The organism is Vibrio owensii CAIM 1854 = LMG 25443, assembly GCF_000817815.1.
Lineage (GTDB): Bacteria > Pseudomonadota > Gammaproteobacteria > Enterobacterales > Vibrionaceae > Vibrio > Vibrio owensii.
Map to the genome: position 1 here is coordinate 75,620 of NZ_JPRD01000024.1, position 12,401 is coordinate 88,020.

Sequence of the window (12,401 nt, forward strand, 5' to 3'; positions counted from 1 at the left end):
TTTTATTGTGAATAATTATTTTAACTAAAAACAAAAAAAGGTTGATGCATTCACATCAACCTTAGTCTCAATTGGTTTTATTTGGTGGGAGAGGTTTCTCAAATATCGTCACGTTCGATTGGGCAACTCATACAACGTGCACCACCACGACCGCGACCAAGCTCGTTACCCGGAATAGTCAGGACTTCAATGCCAGCTTTGTCGTACTTCTCGTTAGTGTAGACGTTACGTTCGTAACCAATCACAACACCAGGCTTCACCGTCAGTACGTTGTTGGCATCGTTCCATTGCTCTCGCTCAGCTTCGTAGCTGTCACCACCGGTTGTGATGATCTTCAATTGGTCTAAGCCAAGTGCCGATTCAATGGCATGCAGATAGTTGTGTGATGCTTCGACATGCATTTCACCGTTGCCTTTAGGTGTTAGGCGCCAAGTATCTAAATCTTTACGCATGATTTCTGGGTATACCGAGAAAGTGTCTACATCCATGTGCGTCATGACCGTATCAAGGTGCATGCACGAGCGGTGTTTTGGTAGGTCGATAGCAATCACTTCTTTCGCCTGACCAGATTTAAACAGGCTTGCCGCTAAGTTTTCTACACCTTGCGGGGTTGTGCGCTCAGACATACCAATTAGAACCGCACCTTTACCGATAACCAGTACATCACCACCTTCAACGTTGGCATTGTCGTAGTGTTGGTCTTCATCACCAAAGTAGTTAATGAAGTCTTGACCCGCGAAGGTTGGGTGCCAGCGATAAATGGCGCGCAGATGGTTGGTCTCGCGTTGACGTGCAGGCATCATCATTGGGTTAAGAGAAACGCCGCCGTATACCCAGCATGACGTGTCACGGGTAAAGAGGTGGTTAGGCAGAGGTTCGATGACGAAATCCAGTGGGCGCTTCATCTTCGGCAACATTGATGAAGATTTGATTGGCAGTTCGGAGTAAGCCAAGCCGCCAAGAAGAATGCTTGCTAAGTGCTCATCGTCCATCTCTGCGAAGTACTGACGCAAATCACGAGCGAAAGTCGGACCGTAACGGAAGTCAGAGATCTGAGTATTCAACAACCATTGTTTTGCTTCTGGAACCGCAAGGGTTTCAACCAGCAGATCATGAAGCAGTAGTACTTCGACATCTTGTTCACGCAGTGTGCGCGCAAATGCGTCGTGTTCTTCACCAGCCGCTTCGACCGCCAATACGTCATCAAACAGTAGCTCATGGCAGTTCGATGGCGTTAGGTGGGTGAGGGCGCGCTCTGGGCGATTTAATAGAACTCGTCTTAGTTGACCAACTTCTGATCCAACGTACAGCTTACTCATTTTGCATCCTTACAAATATTCCAGCCGTTAGTTATGACAAGCTTGATGCAAAGATGCAAGTCTTAGAGCTTTGCTTATATATTGCAAAAATATCGTTTTTTGGCGTTATATTTTGTAAATGGTTCCTTGGTGTATTTTAATTCTATATTTTGTTGTTTGTTCATGAGTTTTAAAAAGTGCGTTTTTATTCTTTTTCGTTTGAGAAAGAACTCATACATCAAAAGTGCATAAAACGTGCATAACCATTCTGAAATATGCAGTTTTTAGCTTTCTTTTATTCGTTAGGTCAGAATTACCGAGCCGTTGCTGTATTCACTCCAAGATCATAAACACGCAAACATGTCTAAAATTACTCGTCTTAGGTTCAATTAGGATCTTCTGAATATTAAAGATTAGCCGTTTTTGTTAATTTTTTGTTTCTGTGAGCGGGGTTTAGATTTGCGAGCAAAAATTATCATCAAGAATCACCGCAGTTTGGTGTTTGTTTGTGGCTTTTCATCGCAATCCGTGCCATATTTCACCGCATTAACGTACTCAGTTTAGAGTATAGTGTTTCCATCAAGTAACTAATCTGGAGCCAAAACATGTCTCACGAAGATGAATATCTATCAGTAGAAGAATTAATTGAGATTCAAAAGGAAGAGACTCGCGATATCATTGCAGCATTGCTAGAAGACGGCAGCGATCCAGATTCACTATACGAAATCGAGCACCACCTATTTGCTGAAGACTTCGACACGCTAGAGAAAGCGGTTGTTGAAGCGTTCAAAATGGGCTTTGAAGTTCTTGAAGCTGAAGAAACAGAAGATGAAGACGGCAACAAACTGCTTTGCTGTGATGCAACAATGGAATCTGCACTAAACGCAGAGGCGATTGATGCACAGGTTGAGAAACTGGTTCATCTTGCAGAAAAATACGACATCATTTACGACGGTTGGGGTACTTACTACGAAGGCGAAGATGCGCTTTACCCTGAAGAAGATGATGAAGACGAAGAGTAATCCTCTTATTCAATCTAAGAAGCCAGCGTTTATCGCTGGCTTTTTTGTGCCTTGAAAATGATAACCGCCGATGACGATAAATAATTCTCATTGAGTTTGTCTGCTTATAGCCTGTAACCCTAAGTTACTTGTGTATATAATGCGTGAAAATTGATCTAGCTCAAGGTGTATATGCAACTCTCACTCGCCGGTTTATGGCAAGTCTCTCCACTGACGGACCTTTCTATCCCACAGGATGACATTACTTTCCCTGCTCCTTTGAGTCAGGTATTGCCTGCAGAACTGACTGAAGAAGCGATTCGTCAGCAAGAGTGGCACCTGATGCACGACATTGAAGTGGACGAATCCATGATGGCATTCCCTGCGGTAGAAATGGTGTTGGGTGGTGTGGATTACCATGCAGAAGTGCGTTTGAACGGGGTAGCATTGTTCGACTGTGATGGCTCACAAAGCGTGTACAAAAAAGACATTCGCCCGTTCATGCAGATGGGGCGTAACCGTTTTGAGCTCCTGTTCCTTGAAGAAGAAGAAGATCTTCTGTTGGATGAGGATAAACCAGAGTTGTGTTCACTTGCGGATCATGAATACCAAAAGAGTGATGAGCGCTTCGGGGTATGGCAAGAGCCGTATCTGCAGTTTATTCGCAATGTGCGTTTAGACCGTGTAGCAACCGAGCAGATTTGGCACCACGGTGGTGGTTGTGAGTTTAAAGTCGACTTGTACTATCAAACTTTTGCGCCGGGTTTAGTATCGGCATCGGTTAAGTTTAATGGCATGACTTACCATATTCCTATTGATGTCCGAGCGGATCATGCGAGTGCTTTATTCCAGATCGAAGCGCCAAAGTATGCCGATCTTAATGATCCCGATCCAAAAGATCTCTACGAACTCGTGGTGGAGTTGGATGGGCAACGTCAAGCATTTACAGTGGCGCTTAGCCAAGAGCTCTGTGTTACCCACCTTGTACTTTAAGTTTTGGGATAAAGCGCTATAACGTTTTAAGCATCACGACTTCACATGCATCATGCCCCGTTTGTCCTAGCGGGGCATCGAGATGCTCAAAGCCTAGTTTTTCATACAAGCCTACCGCTTCTCTTAGACATTCTGTCGTTTCTAAATAGCACTGCTGATACCCAAACTGTTTCGCCAGTTGTAAGCTCAATGCGACGATTCGTTTGGCTAAACCGTGCCCTCTTGTTTGAGGTAAGAAGTACATCTTTTGCAACTCACACACATTTGGCTCACCAGCTAAAGGTGCAAAGCCGCCGCCGCCCACAATCTCGCCTTGGTATTCGACTACCCAGTAGGCTGCGCCTTGCTGGTCGTAAACCGAGTACATGTCATCAAGCGTTGGATCGGCCACACCATAACCTTTGTCTGCGGTTAAACCGTATTCTGCAGAGACTTTACGAATCACGTCTGCAACTTGCGAGTTATCTGCTTTGGTAAGAGGTCGAAGAACGTATTCCTCAGCCTGACATACTTTTGTTAGCCCTTTTAGGTAAGTCTCCAGACCAAGTTTGAGTTGCTCTTGCTCGCTGTCATCCAGTTGGGTAAGCAGTTGTTCAAAGAAGCTGTTTTGCTGCTGGTCTAGTTGCGATAACGCCAGTTGCCCTCGCTCTGTAAGCGCTACAAGTTGGCTACGTTTGTCTTTTGGGTTTTCGATGCTCTCAACCAAGCCTAATTTAATCAGACCGGTAACGGTTCGACTCGCATTGGACTTGTCGACATTAAGCTGCCGTGCCAGTTGATTGATGGTCAACGGCTGCAGCTGGATTTCACCTAACGCGTGCGCTTGCACTGGAGTGAGAGCGACATCGCCGCATTGTTTATCGAGCATACCAAGCAATCGGACGGCTTGACGGGAATAGTGTCGAAGTTGACGAGCATTCATTATCACTTACCTCTAAAAATAAAGTTGCGCACCGCAGTTAAATTAATTGCGGTGCGCAACTTTGTCAATGGTGAATGTTATTTTGCTCGTTAGGAGGCGTATTGAGCCTCCATGTTTAAGCGTGTTGGTGTAAACAGAACTGTGGTGCTTGGTTATCTGATTTACGCATCCATACTTTCTCGTGGAAGTAGTAAGCCACAGTGTTCAAGCTTGGCTCTAGCATCGCCATGATACCACCGACAAACGCATCACCTGTTAGTAAGTAAACCACGCTAAACGCAACACTGAAGTGGATAGTGGCAAAGCTTGCGGTTTTTAATTTGGTCATCCACTGACGAGCTTTAAGCGCTGGGACTTTTGCCCATGCCTTTTCATGAAAGTAGAAAGCGACGGTGTTCACTGAAGGCTCAATCATGGCAATTAAACTACCAATTAGAATGTCGCCAGTAAGCACGTAAGCGACACTAAACGCGATAGTAAAATGGAGTGCTGCAAAGGTTAGTGTCTTTTTCATGATAATTACTCAATCGTTGTGTTGTTTCGATAGGTCTATTATTGAGAATTATTATCATTAAATCTAATGGGCAGTTAAGATTAGTTTGATAGGTAAAAACTATTAAATAGGAGGGAGAGTAGGAGAGAAGAGCGAATATCTTTGAAAGCTTTCCGAGCGATAAAATGCAAAAAGGGTTGATGCTTTCACATCAACCCTTTGATTCTTTCATTCTAGCCTTTAGCGATTAAAGTGCAGCGATCGTTGTCTTCTGCTCTTCTAGCTTAGCTAGTGTCTCTTTGTAGCCTTCAAGCTTCTCACGCTCTTTAGCAACAACTGCTTCAGGTGCTTTCGCTACGAATCCTTCGTTACCTAGTTTACCTTCGATACGCTTGATTTCGCCGTGAGTCTTCTTGATTTCGCCATCTAGACGAGCAAGCTCAGCGTCTTTGTCGATCAGCCCCGCCATTGGGATCATCAGCTCAGACTTAGCAACCAATGCTGTTGCACACGCTGGCGTTTCTTCGTCAGCAGCAAGTACGCGTACAGATTCTAGTTTCGCTAGAGACATTAGTACTTGTTTGTTTGCTTCTAGACGCGCTGCGTCTTCTGCGTTTGCAGCTTTCAGCATAACGTCAAGCGGCTTACCTGGGTTGATGTCGTATTCAGCACGTAGGTTACGGATGCTGGTAATGAACGCTTTCACCCATTCAATATCGTCTAGCGCTTCTTGGTTGAAGTTTGCTTCGTCAAATTGAGGCAGTGCTTGCAGCATGATTGTCTCGCCTTCTACACCTTCAACTAGTGGCTTGATGCTTTGCCAGATAGTTTCAGTGATGTAAGGAATCACTGGGTGAGCTAGACGTAGAGTCTTCTCAAGAACCGTGATTAGTGTACGACGAGTGCCACGCTGTTGTGCTTCAGTACCTTTCCATAGAACTGGTTTAGTTAGCTCTAGGTACCAGTCACAGAATTGGTTCCAGATGAATTCGTAAAGCGTGTTAGACGCCATATCTAGACGGAAGTTGTCGATATGGTTGTTGAACGCTTTCGCTGCAAGTTCAAACTGAGACTCGATCCATTTGTCCGCTAGTGAATATTCAATCTCACCACCGTTGAAGCCACAATCTTGCTCTTCTGTGTTCATCATTACGTAACGGCTTGCGTTCCATAGTTTGTTACAGAAGTTACGGTAACCCTCAAGACGCTTCATATCCCAGTTGATATCGCGACCTGTTGATGCCATTGCTGCAAGAGTGAAACGCAGTGCGTCTGTACCGTATGCTTCGATACCGTTTTCAAACGTCTTACGAGTGTTCTTCTCGATCTTCTTCGCTAGCTGAGGCTGCATCATGTTGCCACAACGCTTCTCTACTAGAGACTCTAGGTCGATACCATCGATCATGTCGATTGGGTCAAGTACGTTACCTTTCGACTTAGACATCTTGTCGCCGTTTTCGTCACGGATTAGACCAGTAACGTAAACTGTCTTAAATGGTACTTGTGGTTTGCCGTTTTCGTCTTTCACGAAGTGCATGGTCATCATGATCATGCGCGCAACCCAGAAGAATATGATGTCGAAACCAGTTACTAGTACGTCTGAAGGGTGGAATACTTTCAGGTCGTCAGTTTGCTCTGGCCAACCTTGAGTACCGAACGTCCATAGTGCAGAAGAGAACCATGTATCCAGTACGTCTTCATCTTGGTGAAGTTCAATAACTGACTCTAGGTTGTTGTTCTTACGAACTTCTTCTTCGTCACGACCTACGTAAACATTACCTTGGTTGTCGTACCAAGCTGGGATGCGGTGACCCCACCATAGCTGACGAGAGATACACCAGTCTTGAACGTCACGCATCCAAGAGAAGTACATGTTTTCATATTGCTTAGGAACGAATTGGATGTCGCCGTTTTCTACTGCTTCAACTGCTGTTTTCGCTAGAGGTGCAGTACGTACGTACCATTGGTCAGTTAGCATTGGTTCGATAACCACACCACCACGGTCGCCGTAAGGAACTTGTAGATCGTGATCTTTCACTTCTTCAAGTAGGCCTAGCTCGTCGAATTCAGCAACGATAGCTTTACGAGCGGCAAAACGCTCCATACCGTGGTACTTAGCTGGTAGCTCAGTGCTGTAAGCGTCGCTTGCTTCGCCGTTTGTGTTGAAGACTTCAGAAGCGTCACGGATGTTCGCGTCGAAAGTCAGAATGTTGATCATTGGTAGCTGGTGGCGCTTACCAACTTCGTAGTCGTTGAAGTCGTGCGCAGGTGTGATTTTCACACAGCCAGTACCTTTTTCCATATCTGCGTGCTCATCGCCCACGATTGGGATGCGACGATCAACGATAGGAAGAATGATTTCTTTACCGATAAGATCTTTGTAACGTGGATCTTCTGGGTTAACTGCAACACCAGTATCGCCTAGCATGGTCTCTGGACGAGTCGTTGCAACAACGATGTAGTCTTTGCCATCTGCTGTTTTAACGCCATCTGCTAGTGGGTAGCGGAAGTGCCACATGTTGCCTTTAGTGTCTTTGTTCTCTACTTCTAGATCTGAAATCGCTGTGTGTAGCTTTGGATCCCAGTTAACTAGACGCTTACCGCGGTAGATTAGATCGTCTTCGTATAGACGTACGAACACTTCTTGAACAGCGTTAGATAGACCATCGTCCATCGTAAAGCGCTCACGATCCCAGTCTACAGATGCGCCAAGACGACGAAGCTGCTTAGTGATAGTGCCGCCAGATTCGCCTTTCCATTCCCAGATTTTGTCGATGAAGGCTTCACGACCGTAATCGTGTTTTGTTTTGCCTTCTTCTGCAGCGATCTTACGCTCAACAACCATCTGAGTTGCGATACCTGCGTGGTCCGTACCTACTTGCCAAAGAGTGTTTTTACCCTTCATGCGCTCACAACGGATAAGCGTATCCATGATCGTATCTTGGAACGCGTGGCCCATGTGTAGGCTACCAGTGACGTTTGGTGGCGGGATCATGATGCTGTATGATTCTTTAGTAGTGTCACCGTGTGGCTTAAAGTAGCCTTTCTCTTCCCAAGTCTGATACAGAGCTTGTTCGATTGAAGTTGGGTTGTATGTCTTTTCCATAGCGCTCTTTTAATGGATACGTTGATGGTTGAATCTAAGTCAATCTTTATAAGTGAACTCTCTGAGTGGAGAGCTTAACTATAAGGATTGACCGTTAAGGATATTGAATTTCGATCGTTTGCAGTTGATAACCTGCCTGACGGTAAATTTTATACCTTTCTCTTGCGAGCTGTTTAGCTTTTTCTTCGCAAGGCACGAAGTCTACCACTTGAGCAAACTTGTTCGCAAAGGTTGTCTCATTTTCCGCCAAATTAATTACCAGCTGACGGTTCCAATTAGGTTTTACACCTTCATGGCCGATCTCAATATTGGTGGCGTATTTCGGTCCTTCGCCTACAAGATTATGTGCCATGAACTTGTCTGCATCAATTTGCCAAAAGGCTTCAGCGAGCTGCTCGGCATGCGGTTTGTCTTGGCAGTTCAGATATACTTTTGCGCCTTGGCGAGCAAAGTGCTGAGCCAAAAAAACAATGTATTCTTCAAAGCCAGTCACCGTTGCTTGTGGGCTCTCTTCGTTAATGATGTAGAAGGTTGCAGTTTGCATCATTCTCTCACTTGCCGTTGGTCTCTTCCTGAAACCATATTAAATCCGATTTTCAATCAAGAAAATCGAGGTAATAAAAAAGGGCCTTGCGGCCCTTTTAGATGTTGTTCAGAAATTACTCTTCTGTCTCTTGGCCGCTGCGGTTCAAAAGGAATTGGACAAGCATTGAGACAGGACGGCCCGTTGAGCCTTTCGCTGCGCCTGATTTCCACGCAGTACCTGCGATATCGACGTGTGCCCAGTTGTACTTTTTAGCAAACTTAGACAGGAAACAACCCGCAGTGATAGTACCAGCAGGACGACCACCGATGTTTGCCATATCAGCAAATGGGCTCTTCAACTGCTCGTGGTACTCGTCTGCCATTGGTAGACGCCATGCACGGTCACTTGCTTGCTCAGAAGCATTCACTAGCTCATGAGAAAGTGGGTTGTGGTTAGAGATTACGCCGCTGATATGGTGGCCTAGTGCAATAACACAAGCACCAGTTAGCGTTGCAACATCTACTACGCAGTCTGGTTCGAAACGCTCTACGTAAGTCAGTGCATCACAAAGAACAAGGCGACCTTCCGCGTCCGTGTTTAGAACTTCTACAGTTTGACCAGACATGGTTGTTAGGATGTCACCTGGACGGTAAGCGTTGCTGCCTGGCATGTTTTCACAGCCTGCTAGAACACCAATAACGTTGATTGGTAGGTTTAGCTTCGCTAGCGCTTTCATTGTACCGAATACAGACGCAGCACCACACATGTCGTACTTCATCTCATCCATACCTTCACCAGGTTTTAGAGAGATACCGCCTGAATCGAACGTCAGACCTTTACCGACAAGTACGATAGGTTTTGCTTCTGACTCTGGGTTACCTTTGTATTCGATAATCGACATCATTGATTCGTTCTTCGAACCACGACCTACTGCTAGGTAAGATGTCATGCCCAGTTTTTCCATCTCTTGCTCACCAATGATCTTGGTGGTTACTGTTTCGTAATCGTCAGCAAGGCGACGTGCTTGAGAAGCAAGGTACGCTGGGTTTGCGATGTTTGGCGGCATGTTGCCAAGATCTTTTGATGCTTTCACACCAGATGCGATAGCTAGACCGTGAGTGATTGCTTTCTCACCTAGGTTTAGTTCACGACGCGTTGGTACGTTGAATACTAGCTTACGCAGTGGACGACGAGTTTCTGGCTTAACGCTCTTGAACTGATCGAATGTGTAAAGACCATCTTTAGTCGCTTCTACTGCCTGGCGAACTTTCCAGTAAGTGTCACGACCCTTAACGTGAAGTTCAGTTAGGAAACATACTGCTTCCATAGAACCTGTTTCGTTAAGTGTGCTGATCGTCTTTTGAATGATTTCCTTGTACTGGCGCTCGCCTAGCTCACGTTCTTTACCACAACCTACAAGTAGAACGCGCTCTGACAAAACACCTGGTACTTGATGCAGTAGCAGCATCTGACCAGGTTTACCCTCTAGATCACCACGGCGAAGTAGTGAACTGATGTAACCGTCACTGATTTTATCAAGTTGTTCGGCTACTGGAGAAAGGCGACGTGGTTCAAACACACCAACAACGATACATGCGCTACGTTGTTTCTCTGGACTGCCACTTTTAACACTGAACTCCATGCGTACTCCTACATCCTGAAGACAAATTGCTCTAAATGTTAGATAATGATCGCTTACTTGTTGAATTTAAGCTCAGGTCTTACCAACAGAGCTGATTTAAGCGCTAACATCTAGTTTATAATTTTTAAAAAATAAATGGTTCAACGGGAAACTATAGTGATTCGACCAAAAAAACAAGTTTTGTATAGGTAATTTCAGCGTGATTATTGTTAGATATTTGATCCGCGAAACACTCAAGAGCCAATTTGCGATTTTCTTCGTGCTTTTTTTGGTGTTTTTGAGTCAGAAGTTTATCAGTGTTCTTGCTGACGCTTCGGACGGGGATATTCCTGCTGGATTAATTTTCTCAATTGTTGGTTTAAACATGCCAGCAATGGGGCTATTAATGCTGCCATTGAGTTTGTACATCGGCATATTGATCACGTTTGGTCGTTTATATGCAGAAAGTGAAATCGTGGTGATGAACGCGACAGGTATTGGGAATAAATTCCTAGTACAAGCGGCGTTGTATTTGGCGATCATTACTTCTGGTGTTGCGGCGTTTAACGCATTATGGCTATCACCTTGGTCGCAAGACCGCGTAGAGCAGCTTTATGAACAAGTCGCTGCCGAAAACAGCGTTGATCTACTAAAGAAAGGTCAGTTCCAAGGCACGCCAGATGGTTCTTCGGTTGTTTTCATCGATGACATTAAAGACAGCACGTTAAGTAACGTGTTTGTAGCACAGATGCGCCCACGTGATTCTATTTTGCCTAGCGTGATGTTCTCTTCTTCGGGTGAAGTGAAAGAATTGTCGGATGGCCGTCAGATCATCACCATGCATGAGGGGACGCGTTATGAAGGTGTGCCGACTCGCGTTGAGTACATGGTGACTAAGTTTGATCAGTACGAAGGTGTGATTGGCCAACGTGAGGTGAAGCAAAAAGGACGCGACTGGGAAGCATACCCAACGGCGGACTTGATTGGCCATCCAGATCCTGAAGCGCAAGCAGAGCTGCAATGGCGTATCTCATTGTTCGTATGTATTCCACTATTAACGATGCTGGTTATTCCTTTATCCGCAGTTAACCCACGTCAGGGGCGTTTCGCTAAAATGGGACCGGCCATCTTGATTTACCTTGCGTACTTCCTTGCAATCAGTGCAACGAAATCGGCGTTAGAGGATGGTGCGATTCCTGCAGCTATAGGTATGTGGCCGATCAATGCAATGTTGTTGATAGTGGCTATTTTGGCAAACATGATGGACAGCGTTCCTGTTCGACGAATGAAAGATAAATTCCGCAAGAAGAGGCTCGCGTAAGCTGTGTTTAAACTCTTAGACCTTTACATCGGTAGAACGATCATCTCTACCACTGCCTTGGTTCTGGCGACCTTCGTTGGCTTGTCGGGCATCATCAAATACGTAGAGCAGTTGCGTAAAGTCGGCCGTGGTGCTTATGACTTAATGCATGCGCTTTACTTCGTTCTTTTGAGTATTCCTCGCGACATCGAAATGTTCTTTCCAATGGCCGCGCTACTGGGTGCTTTGATTGGCTTGGGCATGCTGGCATCAAGCTCTGAGCTTGTGGTAATGCAAGCGGCGGGTTTCTCTAAGTTGGACATCGGCTTATCGGTGCTTAAAACGGCCGTACCATTGATGCTTATCGTTATGACGCTCGGTCAATGGGGCGCACCAGAGGCGCAAAAGATGGCTCGTGATTTACGTGCGTTTGCTCTATCTGGCGGTAGTATTGTATCCGTTCGGGCTGGGGTATGGGCTCGTGATGCCAATGACTTCATTTTTATCGGTAAAGTAGAAGACGACAAACTCTACGGCTTGAACATGTGGCGTTTCGATGAAGATAAGAACTTAGACAAAGTTATCTTCGCAGAAGAAGTCGACTACCAACAAGATAACAATTGGTTGATGCGTTATGTTCAAATCACCGATATGGAAAATGAAAACGTCATTACCAAGCGTGATTTAGAGCAGATGGAATGGCACACCTCATTAGCGCCAGATAAGTTGGCGGTGGTAACGGTGAAACCAGAAGAGCTTTCATTAAGTGGCTTGTATGACTATGTGACCTATTTAAAAGCGTCAGAGCAAGATGCTTCACGTTATGAACTGGCATTTTGGCGCAAGCTATCTCAACCGCTCTCTATTGCGGTAATGATGTTGATGGCGCTGTCGTTTGTTTTCGGTCCATTGCGTAGTGTCACCATGGGCGCAAGGGTGCTCTCAGGGGTAGTTGCAGGTTTTACCTTCTACATATCCAGTGAGTTCTTTGGACCTCTTACCTTGGTATACGGTATTCCACCAGTGTTCGGTGCATTGGCCCCTAGCTTGGTGTTCCTAGCAATTGCGGTATCCTTGCTTAGAAGGAAGTTGTAGGTTTTCAAAAGCGATAAACATAAAAAAGGAAGGCACTGTGCCTTCC

The 12,401-nt window shown here is 45.4% G+C and carries 10 protein-coding genes; 4 read left to right on the forward strand and 6 right to left on the reverse strand.

The window, feature by feature from the left end; all coding sequences use genetic code 11:
* Positions 1-98 precede the first annotated feature (98 nt).
* Positions 99-1,319 carry an arginine deiminase gene (gene arcA, locus H735_RS15060; protein WP_005432859.1) on the reverse strand — a complete coding sequence of 407 codons (1,221 nt, stop codon included), beginning with the start codon at positions 1,317-1,319 and terminating at the stop codon, positions 99-101.
* A 584-nt stretch (positions 1,320-1,903) separates the two neighbouring features.
* Between arcA and rraB the strand changes: the two genes are divergently transcribed.
* Together rraB and H735_RS15070 are read left to right on the forward strand one after the other, a co-directional pair.
* Positions 1,904-2,320, forward strand: a complete 417-nt coding sequence (gene rraB / locus H735_RS15065; protein ID WP_005432867.1) for a ribonuclease E inhibitor RraB — start codon at positions 1,904-1,906, stop codon at positions 2,318-2,320.
* Positions 2,321-2,491: 171 nt separating this feature from the next.
* A complete protein-coding gene (locus H735_RS15070; protein ID WP_020195882.1) occupies positions 2,492-3,292 on the forward strand; it encodes a glycosyl hydrolase 2 galactose-binding domain-containing protein in 801 nt (266 codons plus the stop codon).
* 16 nt (positions 3,293-3,308) lie between these two features.
* Here H735_RS15070 and H735_RS30150 read toward each other — a convergent pair whose 3' ends face one another.
* The 5 genes from H735_RS30150 to pepA form a co-directional block, all read right to left on the reverse strand.
* Entirely contained in the window at positions 3,309-4,214 is a 906-nt protein-coding gene (locus H735_RS30150) for a bifunctional helix-turn-helix transcriptional regulator/GNAT family N-acetyltransferase (RefSeq protein WP_020195881.1), read from the reverse strand.
* A 115-nt stretch (positions 4,215-4,329) separates the two neighbouring features.
* Positions 4,330-4,728, reverse strand: a complete 399-nt coding sequence (locus H735_RS15080; RefSeq protein ID WP_005432839.1) for a DUF2061 domain-containing protein — start codon at positions 4,726-4,728, stop codon at positions 4,330-4,332.
* Between the two features lie 226 nt (positions 4,729-4,954).
* Positions 4,955-7,813, reverse strand: a complete 2,859-nt coding sequence (locus tag H735_RS15085; RefSeq protein ID WP_005432830.1) for a valine--tRNA ligase — start codon at positions 7,811-7,813, stop codon at positions 4,955-4,957.
* A 94-nt stretch (positions 7,814-7,907) separates the two neighbouring features.
* Positions 7,908-8,357: a DNA polymerase III subunit chi gene (locus H735_RS15090; protein ID WP_009703970.1), complete on the reverse strand. Its 450-nt coding sequence runs from the start codon at positions 8,355-8,357 to the stop codon at positions 7,908-7,910.
* 115 nt (positions 8,358-8,472) lie between these two features.
* Complete coding sequence (pepA, locus tag H735_RS15095) at positions 8,473-9,981, reverse strand: leucyl aminopeptidase (protein WP_005432840.1); 1,509 nt, start codon at positions 9,979-9,981, stop codon at positions 8,473-8,475.
* A gap of 199 nt (positions 9,982-10,180) precedes the next feature.
* Between pepA and lptF the strand changes: the two genes are divergently transcribed.
* A complete protein-coding gene (gene lptF / locus H735_RS15100) occupies positions 10,181-11,281 on the forward strand; it encodes an LPS export ABC transporter permease LptF (RefSeq protein ID WP_009707625.1) in 1,101 nt (366 codons plus the stop codon).
* 3 nt (positions 11,282-11,284) lie between these two features.
* The gene (gene lptG / locus H735_RS15105) at positions 11,285-12,355 is read left to right on the forward strand and encodes an LPS export ABC transporter permease LptG (RefSeq protein WP_005441983.1); all 1,071 of its coding nucleotides are present in this window, start codon (positions 11,285-11,287) and stop codon (positions 12,353-12,355) included.
* Positions 12,356-12,401 lie beyond the last annotated feature (46 nt).